Genomic DNA, 23704 nt, shown 5'->3' with positions numbered 1-23704 from the left:
CGAGAGGACGGCTGTCACTTTCCCGAGATCGCGTTCATGACCGCGTCCAGCTCATCGATGCTGAGCCCGGCGTAGTCGATGTCGCTGGGCGTGAGCTCGGGAGCGTCTCGGGTAGTGCAGTGGGTGATGACGTGTTCGAGTTCCCGCTGGAGCCCGGTGACGAGCTCCTGGATCCGCGTCCGTGCAAACGCGGTGGTGTCGAAGGAGATGTCCACGCGGAGCGCCTCGCGAGCCACCGAGGCGAGGATGTCGATGTCGAAGAGGCGCGAGGCCTCCGGGTGCTGCATGGTGCCCGTGGACTCCGGAGCCAGCGCGAACGGCGCGGGAGATGCGCCTCCCTCACTCTGGCCGAGGTAGTTGAAGCTGATCTGCGGCTCCTGTTCCGAGCGCGGAAGGAGCCCCGCCTGCCGGAGCACCCCGTACCCGATGCCCTGCTCGGGCACGGCACGGAGCGTCTCCTTTACCTGCTTGATGTGCTGGCCGATGTCATCGCGAGTGGGCAGCGCGAGCACCACCGGATAGAGGCAGGTGAACCAACCCACGGTGCGAGACACATCGAGTTCGCTTGCGGCGGAGAGAGTCCGCCCGTGCCCTTCCATGGCGAACGCCATGCGGTGGCTGCCCATCCAAGCCTGGAGGGCACGCGCGAGCGCCGCGAACACAAGCTCTCCCGCCTGGGTGTTGTAGGCCCGATTCGCGTTGCCGAGGAGCAGACGGGTCCGCTCGGGTGAGAGCACGAGCTCCACCGAGCCGGAGTCCTGGTTGCGCCCCCGTGCCCCCTGCCCTTCACCACGCAGGGAAGGCACCGAGGACAGCGCGCGTTCCACCTCCGACCAATAGGACCGCTCGCTCGGATTGACGTTGTCCGCGTAGCTGTGAAGGAAGCGAGACCAAGCCTGGAACGAGTCGCTGCGCTCGGGCAGCACCACCGTTGCGGCTCCCTCCACCGCCTGCCGGTACGCGCTGGCCAAGTCCTCCACCAGCACTCCCCACGACACCGCATCCACAGACACGTGGTGCACCACCCACAACACTCGCTCCCCTTCTGGCGTCCTCACAAGCCCCGCTCTCCACACAGGGCCCTTCTCCAGGCTCAGGCTCCTCTGCAGCCTCTCGGCTTCCTGCTCCAGCTGCTGCTGCCAGCCCTCTCCGGGCCCGACCTCCTTCTCCTCCAACCACTCCCTCTCCCCCTCCTGCTCCTCCCCGTACCACTGCCTCACCTTCCCCCCCTCCTCCCTCCACCTCAGCCTCAACGCCTCGTGCTGCTTCTCCACCTGCTTCAGCGCCCTCTTCAGCCCCTCCACCTCCACCCTCTCCCCTTGCTCCATCTTCAGCATCACCGCGTTGTTGAAGTGGTCCCGGTGCTTCACCTCCACCCGCTCCAACAGCCACTTCTGTATCGGCGTCAGCTCCACTTCTCCCTTCCCCTCCTCCCTCCTCTCCTCCTTCCTCCTCTTCATCCACACCGACAGCTCTTCCACCGTCGGGTGCATGAACACCTGCCTCACCTCCACCTGCCAGCCCTTCTTCCTCACCTCGCTGGACACTCGAATCGCCTTGATCGAGTCGCCTCCCAGCTCGAAGTAGTTCTCCCTCAACCCCACTCTCTCCACTCCCAATACCCTCTGCCATGCCTCGGCCAACACCTGCTCGGCTTCCGTCCTCGGCCGGCTCTCCTCCGCGGCTCCAGCCCTCGGCTGCTGCTGCTCCCAGCGCCTCAGCGCCTCACGGTCCACCTTCCCGTTGGCTGTCAGCGGCAGCTGCTCCAACACCCTCACCCTCCCGGGCACCATCGCCGCCGGCAGACCCTGCCCCACCCACCTCCTCACCTCTCCCTCACTCACCGCGCCACTGCCCACCACGTACGCCGCGAGCTCCTTGCCACCCGCCACCTCCTCCACCAGCACCACTGCCTCTTCCACCCCTACCAGGCTCAGCACCCTCCTCCTCACCTCCTCCACCTCCACTCGCTGGCCCCGAATCTTCACCTGCCCGTCCTTCCTCCCCACGAACTCCAACTGACCCTGCTCGCTCCACCTCCCCAAGTCCCCCGTCCGGTACACGCGTCCGTACTCCGCGTGCTCCACGAACTTCTCTGCCGTCAGCTCAGGCCTTCCCAAATAACCCCGCGCCACTCCCACTCCCCTCACGCACACCTCTCCCACCACTCCCACCGGCAGCGCGTTCAGCTCCCCGTCCGCCACCACCACCCCCACGTTCCTCAACGCCTGACCCACCGGGATTCCCCTCGCGTACTCCTCTCCCTCCTTCACCTCGTACATCGACACGCACACCGAGCACTCCGCGGGGCCGTACGCGTTGATGTACCTCTTCCTCTTCGCGTACCACTTCGCGTCCTCCGCGTTCGCCGCCTCTCCCGCCGTCACCAACGTCCTCAACGTCGGCAGCTCGTGCCTCTCCAGCGCGCTCAGATACACAGGCGGCAGAATGGCGAACGAAACCTGATGAGTCTCCAGGTACTCAGTGAAGGCCGAGGTGTTCTCGATCACCTCGCGCCCGGCCACCACCAACGGAGCCCCGCCCACCAGTGACATCGTCATCTCGAGCAGGGCGGCATCGAACGCCAGCGATGCGAACTGGAGGATGCGGCCCACGGGCTCGACCCCGCAGAGCCGGTTGAACTCACGAGCCGTGTTCAACAACCCCCGGTGCTCCATCATCACGCCCTTCGGCGTGCCCGTGGAGCCCGAGGTGTAAATCAACGCAGCCACATCGTCGGGCTGGCAGGAGAGCCCAGGATCACTCGCCACTCCAGCCAGCGCGGATGAGCCCAGCTCGACGACGGGAGTCTCGCCACCCGCCAGCAACCCCGCCCAGCGCGCGTCCGCCAGCACCACCTCGGCCCGGCTGTCGCTGAGCATGAAGCGCACCCGCTCCACTGGATACTCGGCGTCGATCGGCAGGTAGAGGCCACCCGCCTTGAGCACTCCCACGAGCGCCACCGGGATCCGCTCGGTGCGCGAGGCCACCACCGCCACCACGCCACCACGCCGCAGCTTCCGCTCCTCCAGCAGATACCGCGCGATGCGGTTGGCGCCGCGATCCAACTCCGCCAGCGTGAGCCGGGCCTCGCCGCACACCACCGCCAGCGCCTCGGGCTCCCGTGCAACACGCTCGCGCACCGCGTCCACGAGCGTCCCTGGTCCCGGGCTTTCTACCCGAGCAAACGAACCGCTGAGCGCCGCGCGCTCCGCCGGAGGGAGCATCGCCACACGGTGGAGTGGCGCCGTGGGCTCGGCCACCATGCTGGAGACAAGGGTCCTCCAGTGCTCGCCCAGCCGCCGGATGCGAGCCTCGCTGAACAAGCCCGCGTTGTAGTGCAGCTCGCAGGCCAGTCCTCCCTCCACCTCGGTGAACTCGAACGACAGATCATACGCGCTGGTGCGCACCGGCAACGTCACCGGAGTGATCGTCACCCCCTGCATCCCGAGCACCGGGAGCGCGTTGTTCTGGAGCACCACCAGCACATCGAAGAGCGGCGAGCGGCTCGCGTCGCGCACGACATCCAGCTCGCGCACGAGCCGATCGAACGGGTACTCCGCCTGCTCGTAGGCCTCACGGGCGGTGCGGCGCACGGAGTCCAGCAGCGCGGTGAAGCCCTCCTGCCCCCGCACCGTATCGCGCAGCACGAGCATGTTGAGGTACGCGCCGATGTGGTGCTCCACATCGGGGTGGCTGCGGCCCGCGATCGCGGTGCCGACGACGAGCTCTCCCTGCCCGGTGTAGCGGTAGAGCAGTGCCTTCACGGAGGCCACGAGCGCCATGAACAAGGTCGCATCCTGGCGCCGCCCCAGTCCTTCCAGGGCGGCGGTCTCCGCGGCGGACAACCGGAACACCACCGAGCCGCCCCGGTAGGTACGAACCGGGGGACGCGGGTGCTCGATGGGTAGATCGAGCGCCGGAGGTGGATCCCGAAGCTTCTCGTGCCAGTAGCGGCGCAGGGCCTCGCCCTCGGGCCCGGCGAGGCGCCCGTTCTGCCAGTGGCTGTAGTCCTTGTAATGGATCCGCAGCGGAGGCAGCGAGGCAGCCTGCCCCGTCCGCTCGGCGGCGTACAGATGCGCCAGCTCCCGGGCCATCACAGCCACGGACCACCCATCGCTGATGATGTGGTGCATGGCGAAGACCAGAAGGTGCCGTGTGCCCGCCAGTTGGAGCAGTTGGACCCGCAGCAAGGGCGCGCGCGTCAGCTCGAACGGGGCGGAGGTGATCCGCGCCACGTGCTCCTGGACTCGCGCGTCCTCCACGCTGGCGCCAAGCAGCGGAACGAGCTCGACAGGAAGCTCGACGTGGGCGTGCACGCGCTGCCGGGGCTCTCCCTCCACCTCGTGGAAGGAGGTGCGAAGAGGCTCATGGCGCGCGACCAGCGCGGCGAGCGCCCGGCGCAGGGCCTCGATCTCCAGCTCTCCCTCCAGCACGAATGCAGCGCTGATGAGGTACACGCTGCCAGGCCCGTCCATCTGCTCCAGCGTCCAGAGCCGTCTCTGCGCATCGGAGAGAGCGTAGTGCTCCTGAGCGGGAGCACTCGGAATCACCTGCACGGACGAAGTGCTGCGGCGCTCGGCCAGCGCGGCAAGCCCCTCGATCGTCGGGTTGTCGAGCAGCTCTCGCAGCGACAACTGCATCCCGAGTTCCTGCCCCAACCGCCCCACCACCTGCATGGCCTTGAGGCTGTGCCCACCCAGCTCCGCGAAACCGTCGTGGATGCCGACCTCTTCCAGGCCGAGCACGGCCCGCCACACCTGGGCGATCCGCTCTTCCAGCTGGGTCCGAGGCAGGACGCGGCTCCGGGCGGCGGCCTGCTCCGGCTCGGGCAGGGCAGCGCGGTGGATCTTGCCGTTCTGGGTGAGCGGCATCTGCTCCATCCGCACGAACCAGCCGGGGACCATGTGCTCCGGGAGCGTGCGCCGGAGCAGCTCGCGCAGCTCGGTGGCAGGCACTTCTCCGGCGGTGACGACGTAGGCCACCAGCTCGGGCTCAGGCCCTCGCACGCGCCGAGCCATGACCAGCACCTGCTTTACCGCGGGGTGGCGCAGCAGGTGCTGCTCGATCTCTCCCGGCTCGATGCGGTGACCCCGCACCTTCACCTGATCGTCGATCCGGCCGAGATAGTCGAGTTCGCCATGGGCCAGGATTCGGACCTTGTCGCCCGTGCGGTACGCGCGGCCCCGCAGCCCGGGATGGAGCACGAACTTCGAGGCCGTGCGCTCCGGAGCGTTGGCATAGCCACGGCCCACGCCCTCTCCCGCGATGAGCAGCTCTCCAGCCACCAGCGGAGGCAGCGCTTTTCCGGCCTCATCCACCACCAGCAACTGCGTGCGCGCGATGGGCACGCCGATGAGGATCCGCTCGTCCCCCGGCTCCACCCGCTTCACCACGCACCCCACCGTCGTCTCGGTCGGGCCGTACTCGTTGTAGATCTGGATGTCCGGGTTGAGCCTGCGCAGGATGGAGATGTGCTCGTGGGTGAGCGCCTCGCCGCCGGCGATCACCTTCTGCACGCCGGTCCTCGCCAGCCCCAATGTGTCCACCAGGGAGATGTGCGAGGGCGTCATCTTCACCACGTCGATCTCGCTGCCCTCCGAGAACATGGAGCGGAGGACCTCGAGCGTCTCCGTGGCCCCGTCGAACACATGCAGGGTGCGCCCCCGCGTCAGCGCGCAGAACACGCTCGTGAGCGTCAGATCAAAGGACAGGGACGTGAACAGCCCGAAGTTGCCGCGCGCCCGGCCGTCCTCGAAGTAGGAGGCATTCGCCCAGCCGATGTAATGGCTGAGGTTGCGCACCTCGAGCTGGCAGCCCTTGGGCTGGCCCGTCGAGCCCGAGGTGTACAGCACATACGCCAGCGTCTCCGGAGCGACTGGCAGCGACAGATTCTCGGCGGACTCCTGGAGCCACGGGCGGTCAGTCGTGTCGAGCGCCAGGAACCGCGGCGCGGCGGAGAAGGCCTCGCGCCGCTCCCCGGCCCCCAGTGCCAGCAGGGCCTTCGCGTCCCCGAGCATGTAGGTGATGCGCTCGGGCGGATAGCTGGGATCGATGAGCAGGAAGGCTCCGCCCGCCTTGAGGATGGCGAACATGGCCACCACGGTCTCGATCGAGCGATCCGCGGCCACCGCGACGATGGCCTCCGGCCCCACGCCCAGCGAACGCAGGTGACGCGAGAGCCGGTTCGCCTCCGCGTTGAGTTCGGCGTAGGAGAGCGTGCGGTTCCGCTGGATCAGCGCGGGAGTCCCGGGCGCCGCGGCGGCGCAGTCCTCGAAGAGCTCCACCACGGTCCGCGGGCGCGCCCCCTCGTCCTCGGGCCCTGCCACCGGGAGCAGCGCGGCCTGATCGAGCAGCGAATGTCCACGAAGCGGAGCATCGGGCTCACGCGCCACGCTCGCGAGGAAGTCCACCACCATCCGGGCCGCCAGCTTCGCGGAGGCTGCGTCCACCGCGTTCTCGTCGAAGATCACCTCGCAGGAGATCCCCCGCGAATCATCCACGCACGAGAGCTTCAGGACGAAGCTCTCCGAGGCGCCCAGCAGCCGCTCTACCCGGCCACGAACGCTCCCCTGCTCCGGGCCTCCCAGCCGGGCCTCCTGGAACTCGAAGCCCACTGGCAACGAGTTCTGGGGCACTTCCGGAGCCGTGTCCCAGGCAAGGTGCTCGATCCAGTCCCGCGACTGCTCGAGCGACTGCTCAATGGCGCGCACCGCGTCCCGAAGGGGTGCCTCCGCAGCCAGCGGCACGGCGATCGGGACCATCTTGGCGAGCAACCCCTGGACGCGCTTCAGCTCGTCATAGGGGCGCGCGGGCTCCACAAAACCGAGCACTAATTCCGAGGCCTCGAGCCACCGGGCCGCCACAGCGCTCCACGCGGCCGCCAGGAGCGAGCCGGGCGCCACACCCCACCGCCGTGCAATCGCCAGGAGGGACTCGGGGACATAACGCCCGCTGTCGAACCGAAGCTCCACACTGGCGGGGCGGAACGGGCCCTGACGCTGGAGACGCTCGAAGGGGAGCGTCAGAGGCTTCACCAAGGAGGTGGCGCGCGCCCAGTGCTCCGCGGCGGCGGGCTCCGGCTCGGCGAGGAGCTGGTTCTGCCACTCCGCGTACTGCGCGTGCTCCAGCCCGGGCTCTTCCTCGAGCTCCCGGCCCTCATAGGCTGCGAGCACCTCCTCGGCGAACCGGCAGTGCGACTGCGCATCGCCCGAGAGCGAGGGCCGGATCACCCTCAGCAGATGATCTCCCTCCCCCAGCCGGGCCAGCGTGGCGCGCAGCAGGGGCGCAGCTCCGTACTCGAAAGATTGGTGCAGCCCGGAGAGCGCCAACTCCTGGCTCAGCCGCTCCCGCTGCTCCGGGGTGCTGGCGGAGAGCTCCTCCAGCTCAATCTCCACGTCCCCCGCGGACGCCTGGAGCGGGAAGCGCAGATCGTTGCGCTGCACGTAGCGCGAGTGGAGCCCATCATGCCGCCGCACCACCTCCGTCAGCGCCTCGCGGAGCCGGGAGGGCACCAGCGGCCCTCGCAGCTCCAACACCATGACCGAGTTGTAGACGGCGCCCCCCTGCCGCAGAAGCCAGAGCCGCCGCTGTTGGGGAGAGAGAGGAAAGCCACTGGAGTTCGAAGCGGGTTGCATGGATCGAATGCTCGGGAAGGAGCGCGTCAGCCCACCAGGAGGTCACTCATGGAGACCAGGATGGTCCGGTCCCCCTGGAAGGGGTTGCGCGAATGGGCCGTCAGCATGTTGTCGATGTAGAGAACGTCCCCCTGCTTCCAGGGGAACGTCACTCCCACCGCGTCATGGACTTCGGAGATCTCGCGGATCATCTCCTCGGGGATCTCGGAACCGTCACCAAAGAAGGTGTTGAAGGGCAGCTCGTGCTGGCTCACGGAGGCGAAGATGTTCTCGCGCAGCGCCGGGGGAATGCTGTGCAGGTTGAAGAAGTAGCCGTGGTTGAACCACACCTCTTCGCCCGTCCTCGGGTGCTTGCGGATGGCGGGGCGCACGCTCCGGGTCCGTACCCGGTCCCCGTCCCACTCCAGCGTCAGGCCGTTCTGCTCGCAGTAGCGTTCCACGTCCTCGCGGCGCTCGGTCTGGAACACGTCGCGCCAGTGCAGCCCCAAGCCTCCGCCCAGGTAGCGCACGTACATGACGCCCAGCTCCTCGAAGCGGCGCCGGGTACCGGGGGACAGCCGCCGCAGCACCTCGCGGCTGTCGCCGATAGGCGTCTCCCCACCCACGGGGGACGCGCGAATGCAGCCGAAGAAGAGCGCGCGCGGCCAGCGGTTCGAGTAGGCCAGCTCGTTGTGGAACAGGATGCGCTGGTCCGCCGGGTGCTCCGTCGAGGTGTACACCTTGTCCGTCACCCGCGAGCGGGGCGAGGAGCGCTCCATGTAGTCCAGCAACTGGCCGCGGAAGGCACCCACCACCTGGTGGAACTGCTCCGGCGTGTTCACCCCGAAGCCCCGGAAGAGGATCCCTCCATGGCGCAGGAGCTTCTCGTCCAGCAGCTCCAGGTTGCTGCCAATCCACTGCTCGAGCACCACGCCTTCCTGCTCGGGCGACACCACGATGGGCAGCCCCTCCGCCTCTCCGAGAAAGGAGTAGCGCACCAGCGCATCCTCTCCCGAGACGGCCCGGGGCTTGATTGACCGCAGCTTGCTGAGCGACGCCTTCATCACCTGTCTCCCACGTCTCTACGCGTCCAGCTTCCGTGTCCGCAGGGCGGCCAGGGCCGCGGCCTGCTTGCGCTTGCTCTTGCCTTTGATCTGAGCCACCGCGAGCTGCTCGATCTCTCCGAGCGTCCGTTCCGCCGCCGCTGCCGTGAGCATCTCCTGCAACAGCGACGCGGCGGTGCCGAGGGTGGACTCCTCGTGGACCGCGGCGTTGTAGGAGAAGGCCAGCTCCAGTGACTCCGTGGCCGTGACGGTCAGGACCAGATCATACGTCTCGCGCGCGAAGTGCTCCGCGCCAGCGATGCGCAGCCCCGCCTCCCGCTCTGCGTCGGCGAGCAATCCGCGATCGAGGGGGTAGTTCTCGAAAACGAGCGCATGGGTGAGGAGCTTGCTCTTCAACGCCGTGCGCGCCTGCACCTCCGCCAGCGAGCAGGAGTGGTGAGGTTCGCTGGCCAGCGCCTGGGTCTGGCGCGCCTGCACGGCCTGCCGGAGCGCCACTGAACGATCGATCCGCAGCCGTGCCGGGACTGTGTTGATGAACAGCCCGACCATCTCCTCGACTCGAGGGATGGCCGAGGGGCGGCCGGACACCACGAGCCCGAAGGCCACATCCTCGGTCCCCGCGGAGTGCGCCAGCACCAGGCCCCAGAGCGTCTGGAGCAGCACGCTCAACGTCACGCGGCAGGAGGCGGCCAGCGCGCGCAGGTTCGCGGTGAGCTCCGGGGACAGGTGCAACGTGTGGTTGCGCTGCTCCCGCTGGGATGAGGGCTCCGCGCGCCGCGCCAGCCCCACGGGCCGCTCGTAGCCCGAGAGCGCCTCAGCCCAGTACGCCAACGAGGCGCTCCGATCGCGGCCGAGAAGCCACCGCACATAGGCCCCATAGGAGGGAGACGAATCCAGGCGGGCCGGGACACCACGGCGCGCAGAAGCATAGAGCCGCAGCAAATCTCCCACGAGGATGCCCAGGCACCACCCATCGGTGATGATGTGGTGCGAGGACATCAACAGCGCGGCGGTCCCCGCCTGCTGCCGCACCAGCGTGAAGCGCATCAGGGGATCTCGCGCGAGGTTGAAGGCGCGCGCCCGATCGCGCTGGCGGAGTTCCTCCAGCGCGGTGGTACTCGGGGCCTCGGCCACCTCGAGCGGCAGGAACGGCTCGCGCAGGATCACCTGGGCAGGCTCCGAACCAGGCACCGAGAAGAACCGGGTGCGCAGCGCCTCGTGCCTCGCGGCCAGGGCACGCGCCGCCGCCGCCAGCGCCTCGGCGTCCACCTCTCCCGAGAGGGACAAGGTGAGCTGCTGGCCATTGCTGGCCGGGTCGAGCAGCGCGTCGAACAGCATGCCGGCCTGCATCGGGGTGAGCGCCCGGATGGCCTGCACCCCCTCAGGAGCCAGAGCGTTCGCGGCCAGCAGCGCCTCGCCCGCGGAGTGGGAGAGGCTGGGGTGATCCAGTTCCCACGCTGCGGTCGGCGTCCCCACCTGCCCCCGCTGCCATGCGAGGACACGGGTGATCCAGCCGCGCAGCCGGTCCGCCAGGGCGCGGATCGTCCCCTCGCGGAACTCGTGCCGGTTGTAGCCCAGGGAGAGCACCAGCCGGCCACCTGCGATGTACGCGTCGATCTCCAGGCCGCGCACGCGCTCGGAGGCGGGGCTCACCGTGGGGCCGGTCCCCTCCAGCGTCGCGGAGAAGACTCCGGTCGAGAACTCCCGCTCGAAGCTGCCCAGGTAGTTGAAGGTGATTTCCGGCACCCGCTCGGGGGCTACCCCTTGCGGAGCCAGGTGCCTCAGCGCGCGGTAGCCCACGCCTCCCGAGGGCACTCCTCGGAGCGAGTCCCGAGTCCTGGCAACCAACCGCGCCACGTCCTCGGCGCCACTCGCATCGAGGACGACCGGGAACAGGGCGGTGAACCAACCGACGGTCCGTGTGACATCCACCCCGCTCACAAGTGATTCGCGCCCATGCGCCTCGGCTTGGACGGCGACCGTGGCACTGCCTGTCCACTCACCCACGGTGGCGGCCACGGCCGCCAGCAGCACTTCGCCGGCGTTGGCCTGGAAGGTGGCTGCGGCGCGACCCTCGAGCCCCTCTACCTCCTGCCCCTCCAGCGAGAAGGTCAGCGTGGCGCCATCCGCCGCCGTGTTCGTCCGTGCCTGTGCATCGCGAGGGAGCGGCGCGGTAGCGGCCACGGCGCGCTCCACCTCGCGCCAGTAGCTGCGCTCCGCCTCCAGCCCGCCGTCCCGGACGTGCGCCGCGAGTCGCTCCGCCCACCGGGTGAACGCCGTGGTCTTCGCCGGGAAGCGCGGTGCCTGTCCGTCCAGCAGCGCGGTGTACGCGCTGGCAAAGTCCTCCAGCAGCACGCGCCAGGAGACGCCGTCCACCACCAGATGGTGGACCACGAGCAACAGCCGGTCGCCGTCATCGAGTTGGAAGAGGCCCGCCGCCAGCAGCCGTCCTTCCTCCCAGCTCAGCAAGTCCTGAAGCGCCGCCGTCGCCGCTTCGAGCTGCTCCGGTGCATCCTTCCGCCCGCGCAGATCGATCACCTTGCAAGACAAGGTACCGGCCGGTTTGGAGACGATCCGCTGGGAGGCAGTGCCCTCCACCCCTGGAGAGAACACGGTGCGCAGGGCGTCATGGTGTACCAGCAGGGCTTCCAGCACCTGCCGCACCTTCTCCACTTCGAACCGCTGGGGGCGGTGCAGCATGACCGCCTGGTTCCAGTGGTGGGCCTCCACGAACCGCTGGGAGAAGAACCAGGCCTGCATCGGGGCGAGCGGTGCCTCAGCGGGCACATCCTCCGACGAGGCCGTCTGCTCCGTGCGAAGCGCGGCGCTCCGGGCAAGCTCCCGGAGCGAGTTGGAGCGCATCACCTGCTGAACCTCGAGGGACACACCACGAGGCGCCAACCGGGCCGCCAGTTGGATCGCCTTGATCGAGTCTCCGCCCAACTCGAAGAAGTTGTCCTCCAGTTGGAGCCGCGGCACGCGAAGCACCTCCGCGGCCACCTCGAGCAAGGCACGCTCGCGCTCGTCCCCGGCTGGCGCGGCAGCCTTCGGAGTTTCCGAAACGGTCTCGAGTTCCGGAGGAGGCAGAGCCCGGCGATCCAGCTTCCCACTCGCCGCCAGAGGAATGCGCGGAAGCGGAATGAAGCGGGAGGGAATCATGTAGCCCGGCAGCGAGCGCGCGAGGAAGGCCCGCAGCTCCGGGGCGGAGAACTCACCGTCGGCCGAGACATAGGCCACCAGGACCTGCGTCCCATCCGGCCACGTGTGGAGCACCACCGCCGTGCCACGAACCCGTTCATGCCGGGACAGCGCCGCTTCGATCTCGCCCAGCTCGATGCGATGGCCGCGGAGCTTGACCTGCCCATCTCCGCGCCCCAGGTACTCGAGCGTCCCGCCGGCTGCCCAGCGCGCCCGGTCTCCCGTGCGGTACAGCTTGCCGCCAGGAGCCAGCGAGCTCGCCACGAACCGCGAGGCGGCCTGCGGGGACTGCCCCAGGTAGCCGCGCCCTACCCCAACCCCGCCGATGCACAGCTCACCTGCCACACCCAGCGGAGCGAGCTCCCCTGCGGCATCCAGCACATACGCCTGGGCGTTGGCGATCGGGAGGCCGATGCCCACCCGTGCCGCGCCGGGCTCGACGCGCTCCACCGTGCACCCGACGGTGGTCTCGGTGGGGCCATACTCGTTGTAGATGGCCATCGCTGGATTGAGCCGGTGCAAAACAGCGGCTTGCTCCGGCGTCAGCGCTTCGCCTCCGAGGATGGCCACCCGCACCGGAGTGGAGGCCAGACCCAGCTCGCGAATCACCGCGACATGCGAGGGCGTGATCTTGATCGTGTCCACCGGCGATCCCGGGCTCAGACCGCGCCGCAGCGCCTCCGCCAGATCGAGCCCTTCGGGTGGGATGACGAGGGTGCGCCCACGAATGAGGGGGCAGAACAGGGGCGTCACCGTCATGTCGAAGGCGAGCGAGGTGTATAGCCCGAAGTTCCCGACCTCCGGCTCGGAGAAATAGTAGCTGCTGGCCCACTCGAGATAGCCAGCCAGGTTGGCGTGGGAGATGGCCACGCCCTTGGGAGTCCCCGTCGAACCCGAGGTGTAGATGACGTAGGCCAGCGAGTCCGGCGCCACCGCAGGCAGGCGCGAGCCCTCGGTACCCACCGGGAGCGCCACGGCCGCTTCCACCTCCAGGGATGGAATGCCCGCGAGCGCCGCATGCCCTCGGTGCCGGGTTGTGGTGATCACCAGCGCCGCCCGCGAGTCGCGCAGCGCATGGGCCGTACGCTCCGGGGGATTCTCGGGATCGAGCGGCAAGTAGGCACCGCCCGCCTTGAGCACGCCCAGCAGCGCCACGAGGCTCCACTCCGAGCGCTCGGTGAGCAGGCCCACGATGGTCTCGGGCCCCACACCGTGCTCCTGGCGCAGCCGCCGTGCCAGGGCCTCCGCGTGGCGCGCCAGTTCCCGGTAACTCAGCCGCCGCTCGCCACAGAGCAGGGCCACCGCCTCGGGCGTGCGCGCCACCTGCGCGTCGAAGAGCTCCACCACGGTGCGGCCCGACAGAGGGAGCACCGAGCCCTGGGACAAGCGCAGCACCTCGGCCCGCTGACCAGCTGGGAGCGCCGCGATCGCGGCCACGGACCGAGCGGGCTCCCGGGCGATCTCCTCCAGGATGGATACGAAGTGGCGTGCGTGGCTCTCGACGGTGGAAGACTGGAACAGCCCACGGGCGTACTCGAAGCGCAGGTGAAGCGCCCCCTGCTCCTCCACCACATCCAGGCTGAAGTCGAAGAGGGACGTGGGCTTTGGCAGGAACACCTCCCGCAGGGAGAGCCCTGGGAGCCGGATCACGCGCCCCTCTGCCCTCTCATAGGAGAACATCGTCTCGAACAGCGGGTTGTGTCCGCGCTCGCTCGTGGCACCGAGCCGCTGCGCCAGCAGATCGAAGGGCAGATCCTGATGCTCGTAGGCCTCCAGGCAGCGCCGCTTCACTTCTCCCAGGAAGTCCAGGAACGAGGCGCCGGGGGCCGCTACGGTCCTCACGGGCAGCGAGTTGACGAACATCCCCACCGCGCCCTCGAAGCCGCCGCGCTGGCGGCCGGCGTGCGCGGTGCCCACCACCGTTTCCCCATTCCCGGTCAGCCGCTGGAGCAGCACCTTGTAGGCCGCCAGCAGCAGCATGTAGAGCGAGACGCCGTGCTCCTGGGCTCGCTGTCGAAGCGCGCCCGCGGGATGATCCAGGCGCAGTTCCTCGCCCTCGAAGATCCGCTGAGCCGGCCGCGCTCCATCGTACGGGAGCGCCAGACGTGGCAGCTCCCCCGACAGCCGTTCCAACCAGTAGCGCTCCTGGGCAGCCGCGTCCGTGCGCAGGAAGGTCTCTTCCCAGGAGGCATGCTCCCGGCACTGCCGGGGCGCCGAGCCGAGCAGCTGGCCGAGGTACAGCGTTACGAACTCCTGGAACAGCGTGGTGAGCGACAGCCCATCCACCACGGCATGGTGGCCATCGAGCGCCAGCATTCGCCGTCCGTCCGCGAGGCGGAACACGCCCACCCGGATCAACGGCGCCTCGGAGAGGGAGAACGGCCGGACGAAGTTCCGGAGGAGCTCCGCCTCATCCGCGCACTCACCCCGCTCCAAGGCAAAAGCGGCAGTGGGGTGGACGCGCTGGAGGAAGGCCCCATCGGCTCCTACCGTGAAGCTGGTGCGCAGGCTCTCGTGCCGGGCGATCAGCTCGCGAAAACACGCCTCCGCGCGTTCCTCATCCAGGGAGCCCTCCAACTGCAGGGCACCATAGAGGTGGTATGCGCGCTCCCCACCCTCGAGCTGGCTGAGCGTGTACATCCGCCGCTGCGCGGAGGACATCGGGTACACGGCGGGCTCGCGGGAAGGGCTCGGCCCCTGAGGGCGAGGCCCTGAAGGCTCGGGCGGACCGAAGCCCGCCGCCATCATCTCGTCGATGGACTCCTCCACCACCGCGCGGAGCTGCTGGACATCCTCGTCCGTGTGCGCGGTGGAGAGGAAGCAGTTGCGTCCCTCCCAGACATAGATGCCCTTACAGAGCAGCCGGTAGTACAGCAGCTCCCAATCCCCCTTCACCTGGAAGCGGAACAGCGAGCCGAAGTGCACCAGCCGCACCGGTGCCCCTCTCCGGGTGCAGAAGTCGTTCAGGGACTCCACCAGCTCAGCGGTGCGGCGGTTGAGCCGCTCCTGGAGCCCTGGGCCTTCCTCTCGCAGTCGCTCGAGCACTACGAGGGACGCGGCCAGCGCCGCCGGGTGATGGCAGAACGTCCCCGCCACGAAGGTGTTCTGCGCCCTTGGGTACGAGTCATCCCCGAACTGCCAGGCGCCACCGTCCACACCGTCCAGGAAGCGGCTGCTGCCGGCCACGATGCCGATCGGCATGCCTCCGCCGATGATCTTCCCGTAGGTCGCCAGATCGGCCCGCACCCCGAAGTGTTCCTGCGCGCCGCCAGGCCCGATGCGGAAGCCGCAGATCACCTCATCGAAGATGAGCGCGGTCCCGTACTCCTGGGTGATGCGGCGCAGCTCGTGGAGGAACTCCCGCGGCTGCAGCTCGGGCTTCCGGCTCTGGACGGGCTCGACGAGCACCGCGGCCAGCTCTCCTGCGCAGGCCCGGATCTGCTCCAGCGTGCTGGCGGCGCCGTAGGGCAGGACGATCACATCCCGCACCATGTTCTCGGTGGTGCCCGGGGAGACTGGAACGGCGGGCTCAGTGCCCCCACCCGGCGAGGCCAGGATGCCATCGAAGCTGCCATGGTACGAGCCGCTGAAGATGACGATCTTGGAGCGCCCGGTCGCGGTGCGCGCCAGCCGCAGGGCCACCATCACCGCCTCGGTACCCGAATTGTAGAAGGCGGTCCGCTCCATGCCGGTGAGGGCGCGCATCCGCTCCGCTACCTGGCCGGGGAGCGGAGTCATCGGCCCCAGCGGAGCACCCTTCCGCAGCGCCGCGGTCACCGCGTCGAGGATGAAAGGGGCGTTGTGGCCAAACAGGTAGACGCCAAACCCCATGGAGATGTCGATGTAGCGATTGCCATCGACATCCCAGAGCTGGCTCCCCTCCGCGCGCTCGACCTGGAGCGGGTAGATCATCTCCTTCCAGGTCGGCCTGAATCCGGCGACGGCGCGGTTGTTGGCGAGAACCGGGCGCGAGGCCTGGGCCACCTGCTTCGAGCCCGGTGTCCGCGCGTTGAAGTCCCGGACCAACATCTCCAGGAAGGCCTTCTGGCGAGGCGCGATGGAGTTCGCGGCGCCGGTGTTGATCTTGCGGTACGCCACGAAGGTGTCGCCCGAGGGCGCGGGGGACTCCGCACGCGCGACGGCAGGCGCCGGCACCGAAGCAGGCAATGCCTTCGCGGGCTGTACGGGCCTCGGAGCCACACCGGCCGCCTGCGCACCCGGCACGGCCGCTACGCCATGCACCTGCCGCAGCAGGGCAAGCTGCTCCTGCATGATCTGGAGCTGCTGCGCCACCAGACGCTCCACCTCGCTCGCCCCGGCTCCGGGGACGGATACCGGGCTGGCGGCGGGCACGGGCGCGGGAGCCTCCTCAGCGGGGAGTGCCCCTTCCACGTACGCCACCATGTGCTCGATGGTGGCGGCCTCCTGGTAGAAGGCGCTCACGGGAATGGCCACGCCGAAGCGCCGCTCCAGGTTTCGCAACACCTGGAGCAGCACGAGCGAATCGAGCCCCATCTCGAAGACGTTGCGCTGGGTGTCGATGCGCTCGGCGGACGCCCCGGTGGTCTCCGCCACCGCGGAGAGAATGAAGGCACGGATCGCGTCCGCGCGCCGGGGTCCCGGCACCACCGGATGCTGGGGGCCCTTCACCTCGCTGGGACGGGCGGCCACGACGTTCGCGGCCGCAGGGCTGGAAGCCACCTGCGTCACGGGCTGGGAGCTCGCGACAGGCACGGGCGCCGAGGCCGCCGAACTCCAGTACCGCGTCCTGCGGAAGGGATAGGTCGGCGCGTCCACCACCTCGCGGACATAGGGCTGATCGAACGCCTTCCACTTGACGGACGCGCCCGCAGCGTAGAGCGAGCCAAGCGCTCCCAGCATCGACCGCCACTCCTCGCTCGCCGGAGAGAGCGAGGGCAGCCATGCCACCGAGGAATCCGCCACGCACTGCGGCCCGAGGCTCGACAGGATGGGCGCCGGGCCCACCTCCAGGAATACCCGGACGCCCGCCTCATGAAGGGCGCGGGCCGTGGAGCAGAAGAGCACCGGCGAGAGGATCTGCCGCCGCCAGTACTCCGCATCGGGGGCCTCGCTCAGCCGCTGGCCCGTCATCATCGAGTACATCGGAATGTGAGCCCCGCGCGCGCGCACGCTGGAGGCAGCCTTCAGGAATTCGTCCTGCATCGGCTCCATCAGCGGCGAGTGGAACGCATGCGACACCACCAGCCGCCGAGAGCGGATGTCCCTGCGCCCCAGGGTATCCACCACACTCGTGACGTCCGCCTCACGCCCCGAGAGGACCACGCTGGCGGGAGCATTCACGGCGGCAATGGCCACCGTCCGAGGGAAGGCGGCAATCGCCTCACGTGCCGTCTGCTCATCCGTGGAGACAGCGGCCATGATCCCGCGCTCGGGCAGGGCCTGCATCAACCTGCCGCGAGCCGCCACCAGGCGCAGCACATCCTCCAGCGAGAGCACCCCCGCCACATGGGCCGCTGCGAGTTCGCCCACGCTGTGGCCCGCTACCGCCTGGGGCTCCAGCCCCCACGAGCGCCACAGCCGAGCCAGGGCCAGTTCCACCGCGACGATCGTGGGCTGGGCCTGTGCTGTCTCGTCGATCGGAGCGCAGCGCGCCCCTTCCCCCTGCAGCGTGGCCAGCAGCGACGTGCCCGTGAGGGGATCCAGGATCTCCGCGCACTCGTCCAGCGCGGCGCGGAACACGGGGCTGGTGGCATAGAGGACCCGGCCCATGCCCACGCGCTGCGAGCCCTGCCCCGTGAACAACCAGGCGCTCATGGGCGGGCGAGCGGGCGCGATGGCGGAGACTCGTGCCCCGCTCCGAACCCGCTCCAGCTCGGCCCGCAACTCCTCCGCACTGGAGCCAACGATCGCCACGCGTCGGGACTGGTGCGTGCGGCCCGAATTGGCCGTGTAGCAGGCGCTGGCCACCTTCGAGGCCGGCAACGAGGCGAGGCTGCTGGCATACCCGGCCGCCAGCTCGCGCAATCCCTCCTCGTCCCGAGCGGAGAGCGCCAGCAGGTGCGCGGTGCGATCAACGCGGGTAGGCACCGCAAGGGCCCGAGGGGGCTCCTCCAACACCACGTGAGCATTGGTGCCGGACAGCCCGAACGAGCTCACCGCCCCCCGGCGAGGACCCGCGCCGGCCTGCCACTCCACCTGCTCGCGAGGCACCACGACCGGGATGCGATCCCACGGTATGCGCGAGCTCGGCGTGCGCAAATGCGCCTGCCCGGGGATGCGCCGGCGGTTCAACGCAAGGGCCACCTTGCACAGCCCCGCGATGCCCGCGGCGCTCTCCAGGTGCCCGATGTTCGCCTTCACGGCTCCAACATGCAGCGGCGCCTGAGACGGCCGGCCCTCGCTGTAAACCTGGGCAATGGCCCGCATCTCCTGCGGGTCTCCCAGCCGCGTGCCGGTGCCGTGCGCCTCCAGGAAGGAAACGGATGCGGGCGCCACTCCGGCATCCCGCAGCGCGCCACGGAGGACGGCCTCCTGCGCCACGCCGTTGGGTACGGTCAGCCCGCTGCTGCGCCCATCATGGTTGACGGCCGAGCCGCGGATCACCGCGATCACCCGGTCTCCATCCCGCTCCGCTGCGCGCAGGGGTTTGAGGACCACCACCCCGGCCCCCTCGCCCCGGCCATAGCCATCCGCAGCCTCATCGAACGTCTTGCAGCGGCCATCCGGTGAGAGCGCCTGGAGCCGGGACAGCCCGACGAAGGGCTGTGGCGACAGCAGCAGGTTGACGCCGCCCACCAGCGCCAGCGAGGCCTCTCCCCGGCGCAGGCTCTGCACGGCAAGGTGCACCGCCACCAGGGACGAGGAGCACGCGGTATCCACCGCCAGACTCGGGCCTTGGAGCCCGAGCGTGTACGAGAGCCGCCCTGCGGCGGTGCTGTGAATCGTCCCCGTCAGCGAGTAGGGCGTCAGCGCCTCCGGGCTCCGGGTGGACAGCTCGCCATAGTCTCCGCCGGAGATGCCTACGAAGACTCCCGTCGGGCTCTCGCGCAGTCCCTCGGGAGAGAGGCCCGCGTGCTCCAGCGCCTCCCACGCCACCTCGAGCAGCAGGCGCTGCTGCGGATCGAGCGCCTCTGCCTCTCGCGGCATGAGCCCGAAGAACTCCGCGTCGAAGCCCCGCACGTCCGGCAGGAACGAGCCCCGCCGCGTGTATGCCTTCCCCTGCTCCTGGGAATCGGCGCTGAAGTACGCACTCGCATCCCAGCGATCCGAGGGGATGTCGCTCGAGGCGTCCCGGCTTTCCTCGAGCAGCCCCCAGAACCGTTCGGGGCTGTCTGCGCCCCCCGGGAAGCGGCAGCCCATGCCGATGATGGCGATCGGCTCCTGTCCCTGGGGCTGCTCACTCTCGGCGAGCACCGGGGCTGGTGTGGCCTCGACCGAGACCTCATTCTTCCCCGTGCCCGAGTGAGAGTGCCCGTTGGCGGGAGCCCGGGCGGCGTTCCCCAACTCCGTCAGCAGCACATCCGCGAGCTTCTCCAGGGTCGGGTGATCGAACACGAGCGAGGCGGGCAGCTCCCGCCCGCAGAGCTGGCTGAGCCGGGCCACCAGCGCCACGGCCTTCGCGGAGCTGAAGCCGAACTGCCCCAGCGGAGCCCGGTCATCGGGAATGGCCACTCCCGCGATCTCCTCGGCCTCACGCCGCAGGAGCGAGAGCACCACCGCGCGGCCCTCGGCGCGCACCACCTCGCGCAGCCCCTCGGCCTCTCGATTCACCTCGCTCGCGGCCAGCTCCGCCAGCCGCGACAGGGCCTCCTCGAACTCGCCCTCCTCGAAGCGCTTGAGCAGGGCGAAGCGCTGCACCTTGCCGCTGGTGGTCTTCGGGATGCGCAGCACCGGCACCACCGCGTCCACCGTCAGCCCCAGCCGCCGCAACACATGTCGGCTCAGCCGCCGGGCCAGGGGCGCGAACAGCTCCAGCGAGCGCTTGAAGATCACGAAGGCAATCACCCGCTCTGAGCCCGTACGGTGATCGTGCTGGCCCGCAACCGCCACCTGCGACTCGCCCAACCCCTCCACCTCGGCGCAGACGCGCTCGACGTCATGCGGGTAGAAGTTGATGCCTCCCGCGAAGAGGATGTCCTTGGCCCGGCCGGTGATCACCAGCCGTCCCTCGTGCAGGAACCCGAGATCTCCCGTGTCGAGCCAGCCATCCCCCACCAGGGCCCGGCGGGTGGCCTCGGGAGCGTTGTAGTAGCCGGGCGTCACGTTGGGGCCCTGGATCTGCACTCGCCCAACCACATACTCGGGCAACGGCTGGAACTCGTCGCCGACGATCCGCACCTGCGTGTGGCGCACGGGGTGGCCCGCGTCCACCATCTCGATCGCATGCGGCTCGGAGGGCTCGCACAACCGGACGCGCTCCCCTACCCCCAGCGAGCGCCGATCCACCACGAGCGTGGGCACCACCTCGTCCAGCCCGGTGTAGCAGACCGCCAGGGTGGCCTCGGCGAGCCCGTAGCCAGGCAGCATCGAGTCACGCCGCAGCCCGTGCGGCGCCATGGCCTCCAGGAATTGCCGGCACAATGCCGCCGAGATGGGCTCGGCGCCGTTCTGGATGATCCGCACGTGGGACAGATCCCAGCGCGCAGCGGCCTTGGAATCGTAGTGCTCCAGCAGGTGCCGGTAGCCGAAGTTGGGCGAGGCCAGGATGGTGGCGTGGCTCTTGGTCGCGTGCTCCATCCACAACGAGGGGTGGCGCGCGAAGCGCTGCGTGGGCAACTGGAACTGCGGCACACCCGCCACCAGCGGGGTGAAGTGGAAGCCGATGATGCCGAAGTCGTGGGTGAGCGGCATCCACCCGAGGAACACGTCGCTCCCGGTGACACGGAGCGTGGAGATCATGTCCGAGGCGTTCACCATCACCGCCCGGTGGGTGACGATGACGCCCTTGGGCTCGCCGGTGGAGCCCGAGGAGAACTGGATGAGCGCGATGCTGTCCGGATCGGCCGGGTGCTCCTGGCCGGGCTCCGTCCGCGCGAACGCCTCGGAGTACGAGATCGCCCGGGACTCCAGCTCGGCCGCTTGAGCCTCAAAGCCCTGGCCCCGTCCGAAGGCCGCCAGCTTCGCCGCCGCGCCCGCTTCCGCGCACAACAGGTGGGGCCGGCGCAGCACGGACCAGACCTTGAACACCTTCAGCCGGTGCTCATCCACTCCGCCAGCCAGCAGCGGCACCGGGATGATGCCTCCGAGGAGACAGGCCCAGATCCCCGTCACCAACTCGCGGTTGCGCTCCAGTTGGAGCACCACCTCGTCCCCGCGGGCCACGCCCCGCTGCTGCAGGGCGCCCAGCACCCGGAGCGCCTCGGCGTGCAGCGTCGAGTAGGACTGGACACTTTCCTCGGCAGAACGCTCCAGGTAGTGAATCGCGCCAGGGCCGCGCGCTGCTTGGAGCAGGGCCTCCGTCAATGTGGCTGCCATGGGATCCTTGAAGACCAAGAAACGGGGTGAATCAGGAGCGGACCCGCTCCACGGAGCCCGACACCCCGTGGAGGCCGCGCTCCAGTTGGCGGACCCCAGCTATCCTGGATCCGCCCTCGCGCGTCGTCAGTGAGACGACGAACACTGCGGCGGCTTCACCCACGGCTGCGGCTCGATGTCCGGGTAGAGCGCCGCCACGACATCCTCCGGCACCGGCCCCACGTGCTTGTTATCCAGCGCCGTGCGGTTGGCCATGACCACCACCGTCATGTCCTTCTCGGCCAGGTACTGGAAGGTGGCGTTGAACCCGAAGATCTCGCCCCGGTGGCCGATGAGCCCGTACTTCGTCTGCCGGAACATCGCCAGACCCACTTGGAGCTCGGTCGTGCACGTATCGATGAAGTCCTGCTGCTTCTGGCGCATCTCCTCGGTGAGCAGCGAGCCCTTCACCTCGGCGTTGGCCCACTTCAGCAGATCCGGAGCGTTCGAGATGATGGCGCCCGCCGACCACGCGTTGGACATCTCCTGCAGCGTGTACTTCTCATCCGCGTTCTGGCAGGGCGGGTCCAGCACGGTGCACTCCCCCTGGGTGAAGTTGTAGAAGTTGACGTAGCCGTTGTTGGAGCCGCCCAGTTCCACATCTCCCGTGGGAGGAATCCGCGTGTGGGTCATCGCCAGGCGCTGGAAGAACCGCTTCTCCACCACCTGCGCCCAGTCATTGTTCGACGCGCCATCCACCTTGGCCGCGATCATCCCCAGCAGGATGAAGTTCGTATTCGAATAGGCGAACTTGGAGCCCGGCGCGATCACGGTGCCGGCGGCGATGGACTTCGCCCGGAGCTCCTGCGTGTACGCCAGCAGGTCCGTTGGTGCATTCCAGACATGCAGCGGGTCCTGGATCATGGTGATGATCCACTCCTGCTCTTCCGTATAGGATTCGATGCCGCTGGTATGATTGAGCAGTTGATGAATGGTGATCTGATTGCCATCGATGTTGGAGATCACTCCGGGCAACCACTTCTCCAGCGTGTCGTCGAGGCTGAGCTTGCCCTCCTGCACCTGCTCGAGGATGGCCATGCCCACGAAATTCTTGGTGATGCTGCCCATCCGGAACTGGGCGTCGGCCGCCATGGGGATCGTCTTGCCCTCATCCTGGTAACCGGTGACGCCAAACCAGGGATCGGCGTCGCCGATCTGCACCGCCATCACGAGCCCGGGTGCCTGCTCGTTCACCGCGGCCTGGTCCAGCACGGCCTGGAGCTTGTCCGTGATGTCCTTGGACAACGTGCCGCCGCTGTCGCAGCCCGCCAGGGCCAGGGCCAGGGCCAGCCCGCTCACCACCACAGGAGTTCGTTGAGAGTATCGGATCAAGACGGGTTCCTCTCCGGCTGGGGTTTGGCTTGACGAAGGCGCAACAGCGAGCGCGCGCTGTTGACGACGAGCCCACCCAGGCCTCGTGAGGTCTGGCGCGGGTGGCGCAGGTAGTCCACCATGGGCGTGCGCCACCAATAGTTGATGGAGATGTTCTCCCCGATCCCCGCCAGAGCGTGCCACCAGAACAGCGGGATGAAGAGCATCTCCCCCTGCTCCAGGACGAACTCCAGCCGCTCGGCCTTCTGGAACTCCGGAAAGCGCGAGTGGTCGGGCTCCACCATGTTCACCTGGCTGATGTGCATCGAATGCGAGGAGAAGGCGAACGGATAGAGGCGGCCGATCTCCCGCGGTGGGTAGAGCGTCACGCGCTTGCTCCCCCGGACCTGCGTGAGAATGTTGTGCGTGCTGTCGTAGTGGAGCGGGGACACGTTGTTGCCGGGGCCGAACCACATGTTGGGAGACGGGCACTCCTCCCGGTTGAAGTAGGGAGGAAAGGAGACATCCTCCCAGAGCTCCGGCAACGCCCTCTGGATGGGCACCACCGTCGCGTACAACCGCCCGTCCGACACCTGCTGCCCGGTGACCAGATCGATGTAATCGCCCAGCTTCATGGACGAGTAGTCGATGATCTTGTCCCCTCCCTTGAAGTGGACGCCGCGGTGCGCGGTGGAGACCCGGATGCTGCGCTCGCCCGCGCGGGACCGCAGGTACTCATTGGTCCAGCGCTTCATCGCGGGCCACTCATCCATGGCGCCAGTGATGACGACGGGAGTACCAGTGCGCAGATAGTGCTTCTCGAACTCCTCACGGCTGGGCCGCTGCAGGCGCTCGATGGACAAGATGCTCCCCCTCCGACAAGCATTTGACACCAGCCGCTGGCTGGCTCCCCTCTTCAGGGCGCACGCACACTGGCAGATCGCTGAAAGGTTGGCAACGACGGCCAGTGAACGGTTGTGGAGTCACTATTTCCTTGCAATAAAGATCATTGCTGAGTCC

The 23704-nt window shown here is 68.8% G+C and carries 5 protein-coding genes; all 5 read right to left on the bottom strand.

The features are described from left to right. Nucleotides 1–14: 14 nt before the first annotated feature. The 5 genes from KY501_RS01130 to KY501_RS01110 all read right to left on the bottom strand — a co-directional run bounded on the left by KY501_RS01130 (nucleotide 15) and on the right by KY501_RS01110 (nucleotide 23547). The gene (locus KY501_RS01130) at nucleotides 15–7637 is read right to left on the bottom strand and encodes a non-ribosomal peptide synthetase (protein ID WP_224360463.1); all 7623 of its coding nucleotides are present in this window, start codon (nucleotides 7635–7637) and stop codon (nucleotides 15–17) included. Nucleotides 7638–7663: 26 nt separating this feature from the next. Continuing rightward, nucleotides 7664–8680 carry a TauD/TfdA family dioxygenase gene (locus tag KY501_RS01125; protein WP_224360462.1) on the bottom strand — a complete coding sequence of 339 codons (1017 nt, stop codon included), beginning with the start codon at nucleotides 8678–8680 and terminating at the stop codon, nucleotides 7664–7666. A gap of 18 nt (nucleotides 8681–8698) precedes the next feature. After that, nucleotides 8699–21334 carry a non-ribosomal peptide synthetase/type I polyketide synthase gene (locus KY501_RS01120; RefSeq protein WP_224360461.1) on the bottom strand — a complete coding sequence of 4212 codons (12636 nt, stop codon included), beginning with the start codon at nucleotides 21332–21334 and terminating at the stop codon, nucleotides 8699–8701. Nucleotides 21335–21460: 126 nt separating this feature from the next. Then, the gene (locus KY501_RS01115) at nucleotides 21461–22705 is read right to left on the bottom strand and encodes a serine hydrolase domain-containing protein (protein ID WP_224360460.1); all 1245 of its coding nucleotides are present in this window, start codon (nucleotides 22703–22705) and stop codon (nucleotides 21461–21463) included. Then, nucleotides 22702–23547, bottom strand: a complete 846-nt coding sequence (locus KY501_RS01110) for a cupin-like domain-containing protein (protein ID WP_224360459.1) — start codon at nucleotides 23545–23547, stop codon at nucleotides 22702–22704. The genes KY501_RS01115 and KY501_RS01110 overlap by 4 nt, the downstream gene beginning before the upstream one ends. Nucleotides 23548–23704 lie beyond the last annotated feature (157 nt).

Source organism: Hyalangium versicolor (assembly GCF_020103695.1).
GTDB lineage: Bacteria > Myxococcota > Myxococcia > Myxococcales > Myxococcaceae > Hyalangium > Hyalangium versicolor.
The sequence above is the reverse complement of the archived record's forward strand: the minus strand, read 5'-3'. Positions and strand labels throughout refer to the sequence as shown.

What these genes read in the sequence shown, in the direction of transcription:
- KY501_RS01130 (WP_224360463.1), bottom strand. Translation starts at nt 7,637, where the DNA reads ATGCAACCCGCTTCGAACTCCAGTGGCTTTCCTCTCTCTCCCCAACAG.
- KY501_RS01125 (WP_224360462.1), bottom strand. Translation starts at nt 8,680, where the DNA reads ATGAAGGCGTCGCTCAGCAAGCTGCGGTCAATCAAGCCCCGGGCCGTC.
- KY501_RS01120 (WP_224360461.1), bottom strand. Translation starts at nt 21,334, where the DNA reads ATGGCAGCCACATTGACGGAGGCCCTGCTCCAAGCAGCGCGCGGCCCT.